We start from the raw sequence: 20,596 nt of genomic DNA on the forward strand, positions 1-20,596 counted from the left end.
TGCAGCGCCCTGGCAATATCACCCCCTGCTTATGAACGTGCATCTGTTTTGCTTGCATCCGGCACATGTCGACCATAATCTACAACGCGTATTAAATTAGAGCATGACTCCGGAACGGAGCGCACACCCCTAAAATAACGATATCGGGATAAATGGAGAGGGATATGGGTTTAGGTCACATTTGGACCTGCAGCGTGGCGCTAGGGATATTCCTTGCGGGCTGTTCTGGGACAAGAGAAGACACCGGCGCCCGGATTATCGCGGCCGACAGTGAACCGCAGAATTGGCTCTCCACAGGTCGCAATTATCAAGAAACACGATTCAGCCCATTAGATCAGATCAATGACGCCAACGTTGGTCAACTCGGGCTGGCATGGTCCTTTGATCTGGACACAAATCGTGGCCAGGAAAGTACGCCGCTCGTCATTGATGGCAACATATACACCACCAGCGCTTGGTCCAAGGTGCAGGCATTTGACGGCATCACAGGGAAACTGCGCTGGCAATTCGATCCAGAAGTGCCGGGTGACGCTGCGGTCAAAGCCTGTTGTGATGTCGTCAATCGCGGGGCTGCCTATTGGAATGGCAAGCTGTTCGTTGGCACCATTGATGGGCGCTTGATCGCCATCGATGCAGCCACAGGCAAGCAAATCTGGTCCACGGTCACGGTCGATCAGACGAAAAGCTATACGATCACGGGCGCGCCACGCGTCGTCAAAGGCAAGGTCCTGATCGGCAATGGCGGGGCTGAGATGGGCGTGCGCGGCTATGTTTCCGCTTATGATGCCGAAAGCGGCAAAATGGCATGGCGCTTTTACACCGTGCCGGGCAAGCCGGGACAACCCGATGGAGCCGCCTCCGATGCCATTATCCAGAAACTGGCCAGTAAAACCTGGTCAACCCGCAGTTGGGATCTCACCAATGGCGGCGGCGGCGGCACGGTCTGGGATTCCATGGCATATGATCCCGAACTCGATCTGCTCTATATCGGCGTTGGCAATGGCAGTTACTGGCCGCAAAAATACCGCAGTCCAGAAGCCCCGCCGGGCGGCAATAATGACAATCTGTTCCTAGCCTCGATTGTCGCCTTGCGGCCTGAAACGGGCGAATATGTCTGGCATTATCAAATGACCCCGGGCGACGAATGGGATTACACATCAACCCAGCACATGATCTTGGCCGACCTGAAAATCGAGGGAAAAACCCGCAAGACATTGATGCAGGCGCCAAAAAATGGGTTTTTCTACGTGCTGGACCGAACCAATGGCCAGCTGATTTCGGCCAAGCCCTATAGCAAGGTCAATTGGGCGACCGGCATCGACATGAAGACGGGACGTCCCAACATCGTACCCGAAGCCCATTATTCCCAGACCGGCAAGCCATGGGTCGGCATCCCCGGCCCTTTGGGCGCACATAGCTGGCCGCCAATGTCTTACAGCCCGAAAACGGGTCTGGTGTACATACCGACACATGAGCTGCCCTTTCTCTATTCGCTTCAACAACAATTCAAGGCGCTGCCAAAGGGCTATAATCTCGGGGTCAATCCGTCTGCGGGCAAAATGAATGTATCGCCAGCATCGCTGGCGAGCATCCGATCGTCACTGAAAGGCTATATCACCGCTTGGGACCCGATCGCCCAAAAGGAAATTTGGCGCGTCCCCCAGAACACCCCGGCCACCGGGGGCATGCTTTCAACCGCAGGCAATCTGCTGTTTGAGGGCGATGCGACCGGCATATTTGCCGCCTATGATGCACGCAATGGGCGCAAGCTCTGGACCTTCGACACCCAGACGGGCACGGTCGCAGCACCAATCACATGGGCCAAGAATGGCAAACAATATATTACATTGGTCGTTGGTTGGGGTACGATTGAAGGCTTGGCGAACGGGCCGATCAACTGGTCCAATAAGGGACCAAGACTGAATAAAAGTCGCGTGCTGACCTTTGCATTGGGCGGCACCGCCAAATTGCCCGCCATGGCCGATGCACCCATCAGGCAACTTAATCCACCGTCGCAATTCGCCAATGCCAACACCATCGAAGAAGGGCGTCAGATTTATCACCGGAGTTGCTATGGATGCCATGGCTATGAAGGGATGAGCGGCGGCGTTGTCCCCGACCTGCGCTATTCTGCAACGCTCGGTCAGGCTGATGCCTGGAATGCGGTCGTGATCGATGGCATACTCAGCGCCAACGGCATGGTCTCGTTCAAGGAGAACTACACGCCTGCTCAACTCGAAAAAGTGCGCGCCTATATTATACAACAGGCCATCGTGACCCGAGATAGCGGGAGCAAATGACATGGCGACACTTGCGGCAACGCCTAATAAATTAACACCTGTTGTATTTTAATACCCTCTCGCCTAAAAGTTGCGGAGGAGATTCACACAAACAGCATGTGATATGAAGAAATAAGATACACGACGCGACTGTCAGCCAACGAAGATCGGCAACAAGAGGGGATGCGACATGCATATCGAAATCAGGACGGTGCAATGCTTTGTTGCCTTGGCAGAAAAGCTCAACTTCAGCATTGCCGCTTCATCGCTGAACATGACCCAGCCCACCTTGTCCGCACAGATCAAGCGGTTGGAAGATGTGATCGGCTCCCCCTTATTTGTGCGTACAACGCGCAAGGTGGAAATGTCGGAAATGGGACAGGAAATCCTCCCCGCCGCCATCCGCTTGGTTGACGCCCAACGCGATTTTCAAACCGCGCTGAGAAGCAGCAGAAGCACCGCCCATATCGGCACGCCATTTTACACGACGGGCATTCCTGAAAAGGAAAATCTCCTGCGCCAATTCGAGGTCGAATGCCCCGGTACGGAACTCGATCTGAAATATGCCTTCAAGCAGCAAATACTCTCCATGATCGACAGTCACACCATCGACCTGGCCTTGCTCATCAGCTTTCCCGTCGAGCGCGCCGAGTTCAATCGGGAGCAGTCACAGGTCGATCGCTCTGAAATCATCGTGCCCGACGATCTGCCGAGGATTACACTCGCCACAAGGCCGGTACTGATGGCGGTGCCAAAGGAGCACCCGCTGGCGCAATATGACGGCATCCCTCTGCATGCATTGCAAGGACATGAAATCGGGATGCTTGACGCTAAGCATGGCGAATTCTTCACCAAGCAAATTCAATCCGTGTTGGAAAGCGGAGGGGCCCATGTGCATGTCCCATTGGAAGCACATGCACTCGCACTCGAACTTTACGTCCGCGAACGCCGTGTGCCGGTTATCTCCTTGGGCTGGTTCGGACAGCAATTGGATGTCGGCAACATCTTGTACAAGAAGATCGAGGGCATCTCTTTATGGACCGAACTGGCGCTGTTTCGCGCACGCGGCACCCCCAATAGCGCTACTCAGCGCTTATGGAAGGCCGCCGAACGTTTTGCCGCACGCAATCCGGAATTTGCACGCGCCAATTTCGCGGCGGCCATTCAGGTGGAACACGGCCATTCATACGCGAGCTAATCCGAACTGCCGCGTCATATAGGCGATCCAACTGGCATCAAGCGACTTACTGATGGATGCTTCCGGGTTCAGCCCTTCAAAACCATGGCAGGCGCCGGGATATAAATGAAATTCTGTCGGCACACCCGCTGCGACAAGTCGCTGCACATATGCCAACGCCTCATCTCGAAACAAATCCAACTCACCGACCGCGATGAAGGCAGGGGGCAGTCCGGCGAGCTTCTGGCTGCGCGCAGGGGCAGCATAAACGGGGATATTGCCCTCCAATGTTGACAGATACGCCTTCCACGCCAAGGCATTCGCATGGCGATTCCAGACGCCCATATATTGATCTTCCTGGCTTGAAAGCGTCTGCTGGCGATCATCCAGCATCGGTGCCATTAGCGCCTGGAAAAGCGGCATTGGTAGACCTCGATCCCGCGCCATCAGCCCAACAGCTGCGGCCAAGCCGCCCCCAGCACTGAAACCGCCCAAAGCGATCTGATCCTGTCGGACGCCAATCTCATCGCCATGCGCGACCAGCCACGCATAAGCAGCAAAGCCATCATGCAGGGCAGCCGGGAACGGATGCTCCGGCGCGAGCCGATATTCTACACTGATAAAGCGGCAATTGAGCGTCCTCGCCAGCCGGGCAGCCAGCGGATCGTCCTGCGCGGCATGGCCCATCACCATGCCGCCACCATGAAACCAGAGCAGCGCTGGCGTTGCCGACGGGCAGGACTCCGGCCTTGTGATGCGCAGCAACACATCAGGGCCATCCTCAGTTGCCGGCACGATAACCTCGTCGATCACGACGCCAATGGGTGCTGGCGCATTTAACTTTCCAGCGTCGGCAATATTTTGCATCACCGCGCGCGCAGCCGCCAGATTATTGAGGTCGAACAAAGGGCATGAATCGAGCTGCAGCATGCTAAACATTGCCGCCAGTTCAGGGTCTAGTCTTCTATCGACCATATGGACTCCGTTTCTCGTTCATGGACATGATCAGGAACGACAAACGGACGCATGACAGTGAAATATGTCATGCGTCCGTCGTGACGTTCAAAGGATGTGAAATTTAAAAGGCGTATCGTACCGAAGCACCGAATGTCCGCGGCGCGCCCGGCACCAGATAATCGAAGCCGAACGACTGACGAAGATCGAGGCCATAGACATAGGATTTACGCTTCAGCAGATTGTTCACCCACAGACGCGCCGTGTATGGGCCGCCCGTCCATGAAAGCTGGGCATTGACCTTGGCATTCTTACCTTCGTGCAGACGCTCGTTACCACCCACATCATTATACGGCGTAAAGTAGATCTTGCTGGTATAAATGACTGTTGGCGCGAAATTGATGACGCCGACGCCGAGATTGGCAACATCCCAATCAAACCCAGCATTGACCGTCAGCTTTGGTGCGAACGGCTGGGCATTGCCCTTGAGATTCTGCAGCCCGTAAAAGCCTGCCGTCAAATCCAATTTGCGATATTCGGCCTCCAGCACACTGACCTGTAGCTTGGCCCGAAACTTGTCTGTCAGCCGTGCCAAAGATTCAACTTCTACACCGCGAATACGCGATTTGGGCGCATTGCGAAGATGCGTATCTACCCCAACAATTTCGGACAGCTGCTGGTTTTGATAGTCCATCCAGAACGCAGCTGCCGAGAGATCCAGTGCACCGTCCAGAAAACGACCCTTGGCCCCCAATTCATATGCATCGACCTTTTCAGGCTTGGCCGTTTCAACAGTAGGCGTGGTCACGCATCCACCGCAGAAAGCGCCCGCACGATAGCCGCGGCTATAGCTGGCATAGACCATTGCACCGCTGTCGAACGTGTAGTTAATCGCCGCACGACCGGTAAGGCGGTTCGTTTTCTGCTTGAGCGGCGCCTCGGTGACAATGGCCCCATTCGCATATGAACCATGCAGGAAATAAGAGGTCGATGGATCGTCAAACATGGTGAGATCACGTTCACCCGTATAACCGGCCCCTGACGCCCATTGTGCATAGAAGTCCTTGTAGCGCGACCGATCCATCGTATAGCGCAGACCTGCGGTTACCCCCAGATGGTCGCCCAGCTTCTGATCGATCTGCGCAAATGCCGCCGTGGATTTACGCACCTGATTATACTGATAATCAAGCATCAAATAGCCGTCGAAAAGCCATGCATTGCTATGGTTATGATCCTTGTCATAGCCATAATAGAGACCACCTTGAATATTGGTGTCCCCGCGCGAATATGACAGGCGCAATTCCTGGTTGAACATGTTGAACGTGTTCACATAACCAGTATCGATCAGCTGATTGAAATTCCCCGGGCGCGTGCCCGAGCCTTCCTGATACAGACCTTGTTTCACATGGTCATAAGAGGTCATGGAGGTCAGCGTCAGCGCATCGTCCAGCTCATAGGCGACGGTCAATTGCGACCCATAAGCATCGGTCGGGTTATAACCGATGCGGGGATGTTCGACTTGCCAGAACCCCAAGCCCCGCTCTGCACGAGAATAGCCTTGCACGAGATTCTTGTCATTGGGTCCCATACCGAGGCCAATCACCGCAGCCTGCGTCGGATTGGCGTGGCTGGCCGTCACCTTCAACGTGATGTCCAGCTTGTCATTGGGGGCCAGACGAAGAATGGCGCGACCGGCAAGCGTATCGATCGAGTTCGCATCTTCTTCGCTCGGATACAGATTCTTCACATAGCCATCGGCCTTCGCGTAATTCACGGCGACACGAAGACCCGAAATGCCTTCGCTCAACGTGGTTTCGAACGCCGCCTGCGCACTGAAGGAATTGAAATTGCCATAGCCAAGCTGGCCATAGCCCTTTGTACCTGAGAGCGAGGGCTTGACCGAAATAAAGTTGATCGCACCGCCGGTCGTGTTGCGACCATAAAGCGTCCCCTGCGGACCACGCAGAATTTCCACGCGTTCAAGATCGAAGATTTGCATGCCATGCCCGGCGCGGGCTGCGATATAAGCATCGTCGGTATAGATCCCCACTGGCGAGGCTTGGTTGGCTGTATATTCATTGCCAACGCCGATGCCGCGGATCGTGAAGTTCGGCTGCGTATCGCCAAATGGGCTATTCACCTGCAATGAGGGCGCTGCGCCGCTCAGATTACTGGTCTGGGTAATTCCCTGCTGGGTCAGCGCCTCATTGGTCAGCGCAGTAATCGCCACCGGGACCTTCATAATCGATTCAGAACGACGCTGCGCCGTGACGATAATATCGCCGGCATTATCATTAGATGCATTTTCCGACACTTCAGCCATGGCAGGCACTGCAACAGCAGCGGCAACAATGGAGAATATCCCAGAGTACATATATTTTTTCATTTTATTATTCATCTTATATATCCTCCCACTATATTAATTAGTAGAAATGCACTTTTATGTAAGTGCTTTATTTTATTTTTATTGTGAATTTTATTTCATCTATATGTATAATTCCAAATTTTGAATTTATAAATATTTCTTTGGCCCATATATATAATCCCCACCTATAAATGCTGTCCCCAAAAGGTTTTACGGTTCCATCACCAGCACCGGCTTGATGCAGTGCCCTTGATGCTGCGCTTTGATGGCGTCGTTGATCTTCTCGAATGGATAGGTCGTAATCAGCTTATCAAAGGGAAAACGCCCTTCGCGATAGAGCTGTAGGAGTTCGGGAATAAACACATCGGGCTTGCTATCCCCTTCAATGATGCCGATGACGCGATGACCGGACGTGAGAAAGCTGCCAATCGTCAGCGAGAGTTGCGCATCTGGTTGTGCAGGCACGCCGACCAGCCCCAAGGCGCCACGGCTCCGCAGATAAGTGATCGCGGTGGCAAGTATGTCCGCGCGACCGGTCGTATCGACGACAAAATCCACCCCGATGGGCAATATGGCGCGCACCGCTGCAGCAACGTCTGCGCCAATCGGATCAATGACATGGGTTGCCCCCATTTCCAGCGCCAAGGCCCGACGCGATTCCATTGGCTCGACCACGATAATGCAGGCGCAGTCACGCACCTTTGCCGCCAATGTCGCGCTTAACCCGACCGTGCCGCCGCCGATGATGACAATCGAAGAACCTGCATTGCAATCCAGCGAACGCATCACCGCGCCCGCGCCGGTCTGGATGCCGCACCCAAGCGGCGCCGCCACCGACAATGGGATATCGTCCGGCACCTTCACCAGATTGGTTTCATAGGTGAGCGCATAGGTTGCGAAAGACGATTGCCCAAAAAAATTGCTGCCGACCGGCGCATGATCGCGGCTGATCGCACTGGTGCCATCCAGCCGCCTGCCAGCGTAGTTCAGATAGGGCATCGTATCGCAATAGGCCGGATTACCGGACGTGCATTGCCCACACACGCCACAGGAGCGAAAGGTCAGGACAACGCGATCACCCGGCTGGACGGCCTTTACCGCGCTGCCCACCCGCACAACAATGCCAGCACCCTCATGCCCTAGCACCGCCGGAAAAACACTGCCGACGCCATGGTCCCGGCACAGCACGTCCGTGTGGCAAACGCCTGCCGCCTCGATCCGTACAAGGACCTCTTCGGGACGCGGCTCATCCAGTTCGAGACGCTCAAGGGAGAAATCGGCGCCTGCGCCTTCAACCACTGCTGCGGTGATTTCCATGTGATCTCCTGTCCAATATGGCTTGTTTTCAGGGCTCAGGCTTCGGGCTGGATCAGCACTTCGGTGCGACCTGAAAGATTGACGGTGAAAGTGGCAGTGCCATCGGCCTCGGCAGTGATCTGCTGTTCACCACCACCCTTGACCTGATAGCGACGCCCCGGCTTCAACCGCTCGACCTTCAGTTCCTGCCGCAATTGGGATGTGCCAGGATACAGGACCAGCCGCAGATCATCGCCCCTGCTCGTGGCCGCAGCGACAAGTACCTCCGGATAGGATGCACCTGTCAACAACGGGCCGGTAAAGGCCGTGGCCGGTGGTCCGTTGGTGATCGCATTATGATAATCGCCACGCCGCCAGAAACGGGCATAGGCGGCCGATGCATTGGCCTGATTCGACCCTTTGGCAAAACGGTACACGCCGCCCTGCTCTTCAAGCGCCCCATATTCGTCGAGCGTATCCTGCACGACCCGGGCAAACTCTTCATCGCCAAATTCATGTGCGGTCTGAATGATGCCGGCATAGCTGCCCACATGGCCGCGACGATAATTGCCGGTATCGATGCCAGCCCCCGGTAACGGCAGGCGGGACTCTTTTTTCAAACCGTCTGTCAGCAGCGATCCGACCTCTGCCCGGGCGATGGCCCACATGCGTTCGGCACGATCAGCGGCAAAGCTGTTGGTCATCGTGGCAAAGGCGATTTCCCCGGTGGGGAAAGGCACTTCCATACCGGTCAAATCTGACCGCAAGCCGATCACCGAACCCTTTTGATCGGTAAACTCCGCATCGAGCTTACGCAGCCATGACGGCAAGGTCGGCTGGACATAATCTGTGCCATGCAGACGATCATGAATGACGAGCGAGGTCATGCCATAGAAGTTGCAGATCGGATAAATCCAATTCGGTTCGCACGCATAAAGACCAAAGGGGGAGGATTGGAAATTATCGTGCACCGACTTGGCCAGCGTATGGACGCTGTGCTGATAGGTCGTCGATCGATTCAGCCTGAACGGCAGACCGCCCTCCGACGCATAACGCCTGTCGCCAGTGTTCGACATATAGAGGTTCGCCTGCAAGCCCAGCCAACCGGTCAGCATGACATTATCACGGCCTGCCGGGTCAAAATTCGTGAAGTTGAAATGTCCCCATGCCGTTTCGTAGATCCAGTAATCCCAGACCTTCTTCTGCAGATATTTATCCACAAGATTACGCTGCGCCTGCGATACATAGCCGTGGAAATTCGGCGTCAGATTACACTGGGACAAAGCAAGGCCATAGCCGAGCAGATTAATCTGATAGCGCAAGGCTGATGTCTGGAACTGGTCGATCTTGTCGAACCCATTGAACTCTTCCACCGGCTGCAAGGCACGATCCAGCATGTAACGGACACCGCCCAGATCGGCTAAGCTCAGCTCACGCTCGCTTTGCGGCAGACGCGGAGCGGCATCGGCCCGCACTTTTTCGATCATCGAAGGCAAATATTGCTGACGCACCGCAAATAAGGCGAGATCCGCCGACGACCGCTTCGCATTACGCCGCCGGATCAAATAGGCGCTGATCAATACCAATGCGACGGCACTGGCAGGGCCATAGGCCGTGATCGCATCGCCTGTCAGCGCCCCGGCAAGTATCGCCGTGCCCAGCCAGAGGAAGGTCGGCGCGATAATCATGCCGGAACCGAACCATGCAATCAGGCACACCCCGAACAACAGCAAGGTAAGGGGAAAGAGCAGCAACGCCCACCCCCCGGCAGAAATGAACCCAGCGCCCGGGAACAGCAAACCGAACCCGGCCGCTTGCCAAGCCGCCGATGCGCCGATGAGATAAGGCACGCATCCCAGCACACAGAAACACAAATAGCCAATCAACGTGCGGCGTTTACGCGCGCTAGTCACAGGCCCAAGGCAGGGCGGACACTCAAACCCGGGGACCGTCGTCGGCTCGGTGTTAACGGTTGACATCAGCATTTCTCCGAGATCGGATTTTTAAAAGAAAAAGGGGGGGGGCAAATGAGAGGACAGCCTCAACCCCCGCTCAGTTGAGCGCCGCAAATGGTGATAGGAAATGGCAGTCCAGAGGCCTTGGCAGCGGGGGCACCGCTCATCGCCGCATAGGCCGCCAATGGACCGGCAAGGACGAACCCGCCGCCTGCGGCCATCGCCCATTTACGACGATACCAGCGCGGGGTCGGCACCGCGTTCTTCGACACTTGCCCGGGATACCAAGCGACCGCAGACGAGGCTACAGCCGCTTCTTCCGGTGTCGCACCGAAAAAGAAGACGCGGACCTTGTGGGCCAGAAAAAATATCTGGGCGACCAAAAATACCGCGAAGGCACAACAGGCCATCTCTCTCCACTCCTAACCCTGCGGACGTTGTTCGCCGCTTATGAGGTTCAGCTTCACTGATCTGACAGAGTTGGTCCAATCGATTTCAGGGGTGGATTTATTCAGTCCCGATATATGTAGCGCCGTGCAGATCCCGCCAAATCAGAGGCGGAAGATCTGCAAACCATCGACCAGCTTGATCTGGCCCGTAAGGCCAATGGGAGACGCATCAAGGGATTCAAGCCGCGCAATCGTCTCCACATCCGCTGACGGCACATGGGCCAATGTGCGCCGACCGTCCGATATGGCCAGAATGACAATGCCAAAGGCAGGCGCGCCATCGCGGCCATGGACAACCGTAAAGGTTTCGATCCGCGCCTCGCCCGTGACATTTTCAACCAAAGGCGGGCATGGGCCGCGACGTGCATCGGCCACATGCGTCAAATTATAGTCTGCGCGCGGCAGAACATGGACCGGTCGCGCCGACAGCAACAGCGCATGATGCTTGGTCAGGAACTCGCCCTGCCCATAAAGCAGGCCGCGTTCTCCGCTGGCACGCAACATCCGCACCATAGCGCAGGCCGCATGGGTCATATAATTGTTCAACGGCGCACCGAAATAGGGCAGGCCGCCGGTCACCGTCATTGCCGCATCAGGGGCAAGGCCAAGCCGCCGCCGCGCCAATTTCGGGACGATCGGGAAACAGCTGTATAATTCCTGATAGGCAAAACCTTCAGGCCCGGCGACCCGCGCGATTTCTTCCAGCACGACATCCTGGGCATGGCTTGAACAAAATTGATCGCGTTGCAGAATATCGCGCGGTTCGATCGCCGCGACCCCATCCACGACATACACCAGCCGATCTTCAGGAATGCCGTGCTCCCTCGCCCATGCAAGGCTGGTGATCCCCACCGCCGCAGACTGATTGACGGAAGGATTGGCAACCATGCGCTTGGTATAGGGCCATGCGATAATCCGATTGTCCGCCGTCGGTGTCGTGATCGTGTCGGGCGAGAGCGCCTCATGCCCCCATGAATAGGGATTACGCACCGCCACCTCGGAATAGCCGCTCCACAACTCACCTGACTCGGCCAGCGCCTCTCGCGGCGATTGATGCCAAGCCACACAGGCTGCATTCTCATAGAACGGATAGAGGATCACCGGCTGCACAAGGCCGTATTTGAGCGAAATCGGCAGGAAGATGTCCTCGGCAGATAAGCGGGGCCGGCGTTCTTCTTCCCGTGGCGGCCATGGCAAAGCAAAACCGCTACGTTCCGCCGCTGTCACGCTGTGCTGGCTTTCGCCACCGACAACAATCGCCACCTTGCTCTCACCGCGCATGATCCTGATGGCGGCCTCATGGATCAAACGGATCGGCGATTCCCCCCCTGCGGGCGCATAATAGACGCGCTTGGGCGCAATGCCGCGCTTATCCACCAGCGCCTGACCGGCATCGCGATAATGCCAGCTATATTGGCTCACGACATCGACTGAATCCGTCTGGGCCGCAAAAGCAACGCCGCAGTCATCTTCCGCTGCATCGATCGCAAGCGACATCAACGATACCGGGTCCATACTCTCCGCGAGCGATTTAGGCCGGAAAGTCTGTTCTCCTATCGCGAAGATGACGGGTATTTGTTCAGGAGGATATTGCATAAAGGCGGCCCACCGTTCTTGCTCAATTCATATAGCTCATAACCGAACTGGTATTATCGTCCGGTCCAGCGCGGCGCCCTTTTCTCAACGAACGCCTGCACGCCTTCTTGAAAGTCATCACTCTGCGTCACCCTCGCAATCGCGACATCGCTCAATTGCTGCATTGCCGCTTCATCTTGCGCGACCGCCTGTCGGGCGATGGCAAGGCTTTCGCGCACAGCCAAGGGGGCGTTGTCATTGATGGCGGCGGCAAGCGATAGCGCCTCTGCCAATGCGCCGCCCTTATCCGCCAGTCGATTAATCATCCCATGATGATGGGCCTGCGCCGCAGAGATTGTCCCACCGGTCGCGATCAATTCCAGCGCGAGCTTAGACGGCAGGCAGCGCGGGAGGCGATAGACACCGCCCGCCGCCGCGATCAACCCGCGCCGGACCTCAGGCAAGCCGAAGCTGGCCTCGCGCGATGCGACGATCAGATCGCAGGCCAGCGCAATTTCGCACCCGCCTGCCAAGGCAAAGCCCTCCACCGCCGCAATCCACAGCTTCGTGCGCGGCGCACTGGTGAATCCGGCAAAGCCGCCATCACGCGTTGCCAACCGCGCCCCCTCGCCCGAGGCAAGCGCCTTCAAATCGGCGCCAGCGCAAAAGGCATTGCCGCCAGCGCCGGTGATGATCGCCACCCAGATATCCGGGTCCGCCTCGATCCGTTTCAGGGCGGCATCGATACCGGTTGCCACATCGCCATTGACGGCATTGCGCGCATCGGGACGATTGATCGTCACCAATGCGGTATGCGGCTGCACAAGCTCGAAGAGAATGGCATCATGGACAATGCTCATGCCGCCACTCCCTCGGCCTGATCGCACCCGGCCCAGCCGACCAACGCATCCAGCGCCTCCACCGCCTCCGGACGCGCCAGTAACGGATTCACCTCCAGCGAGAGCAGATCCGGCCCAAGCGCCAATGCTGCATTGCCAATCCCCACAATCGCTTCGGCCAGCGCATCGCGATCTACCGCCTGCCCGCCCCTGAAACCATCAAGGATACCGCTGCCCCGCAGCTCTGAAAGCATGCAACGCGCTTCTTCCTTGTCAATCGGCAACAAGCGGATGCTGGTATCCTTCAACAACTCCACCCAGATACCGCCCAAGCCCACGGCAATGGTGGGTCCCCATTGATCGTCCCGCATGACGCCAACGAACAACTCCACCCCATCGGTCCGCATCGGCGCAATCAAGACGCCTTCGACCTCGGCATCGGGACGCAGCCGGGTCACGCTTTCCATCATCTGTCGATAGGCAGCCGCAACCGCCTCATCGCCCTCCAGCCCCAAGGCCACCCCGCCGACCTCGGTCTTATGGGCAATGTCCGGCGACGACACTTTCATCGCGATCGGGCCATTATTGGCGCGCGCAAAAGCGACGGCCTCGTCTGCACTGTGCGCCAACCGGATCGGGACGACCTGTACATGCTGCTGATCGAGATAGGCCAAGGCTTCACGTTCGGTCACGGGTCTTGCCCGTTTCTCATCAGGACGTACGGCAGGCGGCGCTTCACGCCATTGGCCACGCCGTTCAACCCAATGCATCGCGTTCGATACCGCCAATAAACCCTGATCGAGACCCGCACCAATATATGGCAATTTATGGGCATCGGTAATGCCTCTGGTGACTGCTGACACCGGACGCGGCGCGACACTCATCAAGACAGTGGGCGCATCGCCCTTGGCCGCGCCATCCGCAACCTGTTCAATGATGCTGTTCAAAAGCCCGGATTGATGATCGTCCGGTGCATCAAACAAGCAGACGGAAATCCCGACATCTTCTGAATTGGCCAGCGCTTCCACGCATTGGCTGAACAATTCCGGCTTCAACATCGCTGCGCCCGTCACGTCGAGCGGATTATGCGGCGTGCCGAAATCTGGTAGAATATCCGCCAGCGATGCTTGCAGGTCCTGATCGAAATCGAGCAGTGGTGCCCCCACCGCATCGCAACGGTCGGCGCTGATTTCGCAAATACCGCCGGAAATCGAAATCAGGGTCAGCTTGCCCGGACGCGGCAAGGTCTGCGACATCAGGCCAGCGGTTGCGACCGCTTCCTCAATCGAATGGGCGCGAATAATGCCATGCTTGCGACAGGCAGCGTCAAACACCCGATCATCGCCCACCAATGCGCCGGTATGCGCCAAAGCCGCCTTAGCCGTATGCTCGCTCGTCCCGATCTTGATCGCGATCAAGGGCTTTCCCGCCGCAAGCGCGCGGTCGGCGGCCTTGGCCAGCGCATCCGCATTGCGCACGGATTCCAGAAAAACCAGCATACAACTGGTGGCCTCATCATCGGCAAGATAGCTGATGACATCATCAATGCGGATATCCGCCTCATTACCCGTCGCGGCCAGAAAGCTCAGCCCCAATCCCTGTTGCGCGGCATAGGCGCTGATATAGGAACCGGTGGCGCCACTTTGCGACACAACGGCAATCGAGCCTTTCGACACTGGCGGCAATTGGCTTGTCCAGATCGATACGCTGCCGCCGATATTGACAAATCCGAGCGTGTTCGGCCCCATCAAACGAATGCCCCGCGCCCGCGCGCTCGCCAGCAAATTCTTCTGGCGTTCACCACCCGCCGCGCCAAGTTCGGCAAAACCAGACGACAGCACGATTGCATTGGCAATGCCTGCGGCGTGCAAATCGTCAAATGCGCCTTCCAATGCATCGCCCGGCACCATCAATAGCGCCGCATCCACAGGTGCGCCAATCGCGGCGCAGGATGTGGCGGCAGTCTGCCCATACACCGTCCCGCCTCTGGCATTCACAAGATGGATTACCCCGTCGAACCCAACTGTCGTGCAGTTCGACCAGGCCGTATTCGACCAGACCGAACGTTCGGTCGCACCGACAAGCGCAATCGAACGCGCATTGAACAAGCGTGCCAGCCCTGCATCCCTACCCACTGTCATTCTGTATTCCTCCGGCTGCGCTGTGCGCGCATTTGTGCTGTTACAGCCTTAAAGCGCAGGGTTTTTCTTCACGACAATCGTGCGTGGGCTGGTATATTCGAGCAGGCCCTCAAGGCCGTTTTCAGTCCCGAAACCGGATTGCTTATGTCCCGCGAAAGACGCGAATGGGGACAGATATTGCACCTCATTCACCCACACCGTGCCCGTATCCATCCGGGCCGCGACCTCTTCCCCTTTGGCCAGGTCACTCGTCCACACCGAGCCGGCAAGACCATATTCGCTCGCATTGGCATCGCGAATGACCTGATCGAGATCGTCGAATTTGATCAGTGGCAACACGGGACCAAAGGCTTCTTCGCATACGACGCGACTGTCCTGCGGCGGATTGTCGACGATGCTGATTGGCACAAAATAGCCCTTGCCTTCGGGCACCTCACCACCAACGGCAAAAACCAGCCCCTTGGCATGCGCGTCCGCAATCAGCGCCTTTACCCGCGTGAACTGGATATGGTTCTGAATCGGCCCGATTTGCGTGCCTTGCTCTGCCCCATCACCGACCTTGACGGTCCGGGCATAAGCGACGAGCGCATCGCGCACGGCATCATAAATGTCCTTGTGGACAAACATCCGCTTCGTCGCGATGCAGATTTGTCCATTATTGGCGAATGCCGCCCAGAACAGGCGCTCCGCCATCTCCTCAATGTTGATATCCGGCAACACGATGGCCGCGTCATTGCCGCCGAGTTCCAGCGTCATGCGCTTTAAATTGGCCGAGGCGCTGGCCATCACGCGACGTCCTGTCGCGGTCGACCCGGTAAAGGTGATCTTGTCGATTTCGGGATGCTCGGTCATCCAAGGCCCGACCTCATCGCCACCCACCACGATGTTCAGCACGCCAGCCGGCAACACATCCAGCAGCAATTCGCCCAGCTTCATCAGGCTCAGCGGCGTGAAGGGCGATGGCTTGATGACCATCGTATTGCCCGCAATCAATGCCGGGGCGATCTTGAAAATCGCGAGCAGGATAGGAAAATTCCACGGCACGATGCCGCCCACCACACCCAATGACACATGCTGCGTCACCGAACGCCGTTCCGGCGTGTCTTCATTGACATGCACCGGCAAATCGAGGCTGGCCGTGCCGTCGCACCAATAGACCGCCGCCGCGATTTCCATTTCGGCATCCTGAATAGGCTTGCCCTGCTCGGATGTGAGCAAGCGCGCCAGATCACCGGCATGTGCGGCAAGCACCGCGCCAATTTGACGCACCAGCGCCTTGCGCGCATCGATCGGTTGCGCGCGCCATGCCGGAAATGCGGCACGCGCTGCCGCCACCGCCAGATCAAGCTGTTCACGGCTGCAATCAGGCACCGATGCAATCACCGTCTCATTGGCAGGATTTATCACATCAATCGCCGGTCGAGCTTCGACCCGCTTACCGCCAATCGTCATGACGTAGTTACGATCATATTCCATGAAAAGACCCCGATATCATATTGAAACGGTCGGCTATCCGACCACAAAAGTGTCGAAACGCGCCAATCTGTGCTTAGTCAGATGCAGCCGCACGCGCCCCCACATGCGCAACCAGTTGAGAGTCCGTGAACACCGCCACATCCTGCTGCAATTCCGCCATACGCGGATCCGCCATCGCCTGCGCAAAGGCATCCGCAGAGGTGAAGCGCATCACGGTGATCATCCGATAGGGCGACATCTGCCCTTCTGCCGGGGAAAAGCTGATCATCTCGACATAGTCGAGCAGACCATCCCAGATCGACTTGGCCATGGGGATATGCGTCCGCACATAATAATCCTCGTCGAATCTGGTCATCTGTTCAACAGGATAAAAGATCGTCAATATCATGATCGGCTATCCTCTATTATGCGTCGACAGATCTGTCCGACAGCGCGTTGGCGTATTGGAAATTGAAATTGGGATAGCCCGCATCACGGATCGCCGCGCATGTCTCGGCAAAGGTCTTCACCCCCCCCAGATACGGCATGAAGACACGCGGCTTACCCGGCACATTCGCCCCGATGTACCAAGAATCGGCACGCGTGAACAATGTGCCCTCCGCCAGATCCGCGACATGGCCCATCCATTTTTCCTGCTCCTCGACCGTGGTCGCGACAGAGGCAATGCCTTGCTGTTCCATGAAGGAGACGAGGTCCATGATCCAGTTGACGTGCTGTTCAATCGACAACACCACATTACTGAGCACCGATGGACTCCCCGGTCCGGTGATCAGGAACATATTCGGGAATCCGGCCACCATCACGCCCAGCATCGTCTTCGCGCCATATTCCCATGCGTCCGCAAGGCTTTTGCCATCCGCCGAGATATTCATTTTCAAAAGAGGGCCGGTCATCGCATCAAAGCCTGTCGCCATGACAACGGCATCAACTTCCAACGTGCGGCCATCCGCGATGACGCTGTTATGCGTGAATTCAACCGAGCTCTCGGAAATATCCACCAGTTCGACATTGTCCTGATTGAACACTTCATAATAACCCGTATCGACGCACATGCGCTTCGATCCGACCGGATAGGAACGCGGGGTCAATAACTCCACCGTCTTGGGGTCTTTCACGACCTCGGCAATCTTGTCGCGCATGAAGGCCGCGACAATCTCATTCGCCTCTTCCGATACGACCAGATCCGAGAATATCTTGCCGCCGAATTCGAGGCCGCCCTCTGCCCAGCACCGTTCCATCTGGGCGCGACGCTCCACCTCACTGAACGCATGCGCCGGCTTGGTCGCCTCATCAATGGCAAAGCCGGATGCAGTGCTGCGCGCCTTGTTGCGGAGCGCCGCATAATTGCTTTTGATCCGGGCATCGATAACTGGATCGGCGGGACAATTCCGCGCCGGCACGCTGAAACATGGCGTGCGCTGAAGAACATAGAGTTTTTCAACATCCTTCGCGATGGTGGTGATGGTTTGCACCCCGGACGAGCCCGTGCCGACGACGGCCACGCGCTTGCCCGCAAAATCGACCTTCTGATGGGGCCAATGGCTTGTATGATAGACCGGCCCTGCAAATTCTTCGATGCTCGGGAAATTCATGGCCTTAGGCAAAGAGAGGCTGCCGACAGCAGGGATCAAATATTTGCAGCGGCACTGCCCACCGCCCTCAATCTGCAAGGTCCACAAACCAGTGGCAGAATCATAGGCCGCTGAAGTCACTGTCGTCGAAAAGCGATAATGCGGACGGAGATCGAAACGATCCGCCACATGATTCAAATATTCCAGAATTTCAGGCTGGGCGGCAAATCGCTCTTTCCAGTTCCATTCCTGCTGCAATTCATCGGAGAATGAATAGGAATATTCAAGGCTCGGGATGTCGCAACGTGCGCCGGGATAACGGTTCCAATACCACACGCCGCCCACGCCAATGGCTTTTTCCAGACCCAGCACAGACAGGCCGGCTTCACGCAAGCGGTAGACTGCGTAAAGACCTGCAAAACCTGCGCCGATGACGATGGCATCAGCGTAAATCTCTTTATTGTTTGCGGCGGACACGCCTAAAATATTGCTCATGGAAGACCTCAAGAATGGAATGAATTGGGGCAGAAAGAGCGCGTTGCTGTACGCGCCGATCAGGCGTCGCCGTCCGCAACGCGCTGCATTTCCGCAATTGAATCATGGAACCGATCCCGGCCAAACGCCCGGTAGGTTTCCGCCACTTTGAAGTGTTCGCGAAAATAGGATATTTTTCCGTCATGTATGCGAATGAGCGAGAAATATTGCTGATTATAGACGCCGCCGCCTAGAACTGGCCCGCCACCGGACACCTGAATGACATAGGAAGCTTCTCCTTCCGTAAAATAGACATTCTCAAGTGCCATTTCAAAATTTGGTACATTTTCCAACAACCAGTCAAAGAACATACCAACCGCACGGCGACCCTTGATATAAATAGGCGGCTCGGCAAACGGCGCTTCCCATACAACATCTTCTGTGAGAGCTTCCTCCCAAATAGATATGTTTTTTGATTTGTCGCTTCCCGGAGAAAAGGCTTCGCCTATTTTTCCCAATGGCACCAGCAATTCTTCATGCGTTGGCATGACACCCATCTCCATATAATTATCGATCATATTTGAACAGATCGTTTATTCTGCCATGCTGCCGCTGGCTGGAGCGTGGGTCCAATCAATATTCGGACCAAATTTATCGACCGCCGATATGAATGGCGGCGCAATCAGAAACGGGTGCTCTCGGCGCCATGCACAGCACCGCCTTGCCCAATGGACTGGCCATCGGATTGGCATCAAAAAGAAGGCGCGCACATCGCCGCCGTTCACCTTGGTGATGTGCGCGCACTGTCCATTACAGTCGTTCGATAATTGTCACGTTCGCGATGCCGCCACCCTCGCACATCGTTTGCAACCCATATCTCTTGCCCCGCGCGCGCAGCGCATGGACCAATGTCGTCATCAGCTTGGTCCCGCTTGATCCAAGCGGATGCCCCAAGGCAATGGCGCCACCATTGACGTTCAGCTTTTCAGGGTCGGCCCTGAGTTCCTTGAGCCAGGCCAACGGCACCGACGCAAAGGCTTCATTGACTTCATACAGGTCAATGTCATCGATCGACATCCCCGCACGGGCAAGGGCGCGACGCGTTGCCTCAATTGGCTCTTCCAGCATGATGACGGGATCGCCTGCGGTCACCGTCAGCCCATGAATGCGCGCGATCGGGGTCAGGCCATGCGCCTTCAGCGCGCGTTCGTTGACAACCAGCACTGCAGACGCACCGTCACACATCTGGCTCGCATTGCCCGCCGTAATCGTACCACCCTCTGCCAGAGGCTTCAGCGCGCCAATCGATGCCATGCTCGCGTCATAGCGAATGCCCTGATCACAATCATGCATGATCGTGCCGTCCGGCGTTTCCACGGCAAGCGGCACGATTTCAGCGTGAAAAGCGCCAGATTGCGTGGCATGCGCGGCCCGTTGATGGCTTGTCAGCGCAAAGCTATCCAGCGCCTCGCGATCGAACCCGTGTTTATCGGCAATTTGCTGCGCACCTTCGAACTGGCTAAACGATGCGACGCCAAAGCGATCCTTGACCCGCTGGCTCCATGGTCCAACCCCGATACCCTGATCCGCATACAGCATGACATTCGAACCCATTGGCACGCGCGTCATGCTTTCCACGCCTGCGGCAATCACAATGTCCTGCGTGCCGGACATCACCGCCTGCGCGGCGAATTGCACCGCCTGCTGCGAAGAACCGCACTGGCGATCGATCGTCACGGCTGGCACGGTCTGCGGCAACATCGAGGCCAGCACCGCTGTGCGCCCCAAGGCTGTCGACTGTTCCCCGCCTTGTGTCACGCATCCCATGATGACATCTTCCACCGCCTTTGGATCAAGACCGGTGCGCAAGATCAGGGCGTTCAGCATTTCCGCCGCCATATCCGCTGGATGCCAGCCCGCAAGATAGCCATTGCGCCGCCCGCCTGCCGTCCGAACGGCCTCTACGATATATGCTTCGCTCATTCCCTCACTCCTTTTGGCAATCAGGCCGCCCGCATTGGGGCTGGCCATTATCAATATGTCGA

General features: G+C 56.8%; 15 protein-coding genes. 2 read left to right on the forward strand and 13 right to left on the reverse strand.

Annotation, left to right across the window (positions count from 1 at the left end; all coding sequences use genetic code 11):
- Positions 1–164: 164 nt before the first annotated feature.
- Both K6117_RS08455 and K6117_RS08460 read left to right on the forward strand, forming a co-directional pair.
- Entirely contained in the window at positions 165–2,300 is a 2,136-nt protein-coding gene (locus tag K6117_RS08455; RefSeq protein WP_221793932.1) for a PQQ-dependent dehydrogenase, methanol/ethanol family, read from the forward strand.
- Positions 2,301–2,469: 169 nt separating this feature from the next.
- Positions 2,470–3,477, forward strand: coding sequence for a LysR family transcriptional regulator (locus K6117_RS08460; protein WP_221793935.1), 1,008 nt, complete (start codon positions 2,470–2,472; stop codon positions 3,475–3,477).
- On the opposite strand, the gene K6117_RS08465 is transcribed toward K6117_RS08460, so the two are convergent.
- The 13 genes from K6117_RS08465 to K6117_RS08525 all read right to left on the reverse strand — a co-directional run bounded on the left by K6117_RS08465 (position 3,463) and on the right by K6117_RS08525 (position 20,534).
- On the reverse strand, positions 3,463–4,395 hold the full coding sequence (locus K6117_RS08465) for an alpha/beta hydrolase (RefSeq protein WP_221793937.1): 933 nt from the start codon (positions 4,393–4,395) through the stop codon (positions 3,463–3,465). The genes K6117_RS08460 and K6117_RS08465 overlap by 15 nt on opposite strands.
- Positions 4,396–4,534: 139 nt before the next feature.
- A complete protein-coding gene (locus K6117_RS08470) occupies positions 4,535–6,808 on the reverse strand; it encodes a TonB-dependent receptor (RefSeq protein WP_221793939.1) in 2,274 nt (757 codons plus the stop codon).
- A gap of 177 nt (positions 6,809–6,985) precedes the next feature.
- Positions 6,986–8,092 carry an NAD(P)-dependent alcohol dehydrogenase gene (locus K6117_RS08475; RefSeq protein ID WP_221793941.1) on the reverse strand — a complete coding sequence of 369 codons (1,107 nt, stop codon included), beginning with the start codon at positions 8,090–8,092 and terminating at the stop codon, positions 6,986–6,988.
- Between the two features lie 35 nt (positions 8,093–8,127).
- Entirely contained in the window at positions 8,128–9,984 is a 1,857-nt protein-coding gene (locus tag K6117_RS08480) for a linalool dehydratase/isomerase domain-containing protein (protein ID WP_221793943.1), read from the reverse strand.
- A 128-nt stretch (positions 9,985–10,112) separates the two neighbouring features.
- A complete protein-coding gene (locus K6117_RS08485) occupies positions 10,113–10,436 on the reverse strand; it encodes a hypothetical protein (RefSeq protein WP_221793945.1) in 324 nt (107 codons plus the stop codon).
- A 141-nt stretch (positions 10,437–10,577) separates the two neighbouring features.
- Positions 10,578–12,071, reverse strand: a complete 1,494-nt coding sequence (locus K6117_RS08490; protein ID WP_221793947.1) for an acetyl-CoA acetyltransferase — start codon at positions 12,069–12,071, stop codon at positions 10,578–10,580.
- Positions 12,072–12,124: 53 nt separating this feature from the next.
- Positions 12,125–12,910 (reverse strand): crotonase/enoyl-CoA hydratase family protein, encoded by a 786-nt coding sequence (locus K6117_RS08495; protein ID WP_221793948.1) that lies wholly within the window; start codon positions 12,908–12,910, stop codon positions 12,125–12,127.
- Entirely contained in the window at positions 12,907–15,030 is a 2,124-nt protein-coding gene (locus K6117_RS08500) for an acetate--CoA ligase family protein (protein ID WP_221793950.1), read from the reverse strand. The genes K6117_RS08495 and K6117_RS08500 overlap by 4 nt, the downstream gene beginning before the upstream one ends.
- Positions 15,031–15,078: 48 nt before the next feature.
- Entirely contained in the window at positions 15,079–16,506 is a 1,428-nt protein-coding gene (locus tag K6117_RS08505) for an aldehyde dehydrogenase family protein (RefSeq protein ID WP_221793952.1), read from the reverse strand.
- A gap of 73 nt (positions 16,507–16,579) precedes the next feature.
- Entirely contained in the window at positions 16,580–16,894 is a 315-nt protein-coding gene (locus K6117_RS08510; protein ID WP_281422124.1) for an EthD family reductase, read from the reverse strand.
- 16 nt (positions 16,895–16,910) lie between these two features.
- Complete coding sequence (locus tag K6117_RS08515) at positions 16,911–18,572, reverse strand: flavin-containing monooxygenase (RefSeq protein ID WP_221793956.1); 1,662 nt, start codon at positions 18,570–18,572, stop codon at positions 16,911–16,913.
- A gap of 59 nt (positions 18,573–18,631) precedes the next feature.
- Positions 18,632–19,129 (reverse strand): nuclear transport factor 2 family protein, encoded by a 498-nt coding sequence (locus K6117_RS08520; protein ID WP_221793958.1) that lies wholly within the window; start codon positions 19,127–19,129, stop codon positions 18,632–18,634.
- A gap of 232 nt (positions 19,130–19,361) precedes the next feature.
- A complete protein-coding gene (locus K6117_RS08525) occupies positions 19,362–20,534 on the reverse strand; it encodes an acetyl-CoA C-acetyltransferase (RefSeq protein ID WP_221793960.1) in 1,173 nt (390 codons plus the stop codon).
- Between the last annotated feature and the right edge of the window lie 62 nt (positions 20,535–20,596).

The sequence above is a fragment of the Alteraquisediminimonas sediminicola genome, from assembly GCF_019740335.1.
Lineage (GTDB): Bacteria > Pseudomonadota > Alphaproteobacteria > Sphingomonadales > Sphingomonadaceae > Alteraquisediminimonas > Alteraquisediminimonas sediminicola.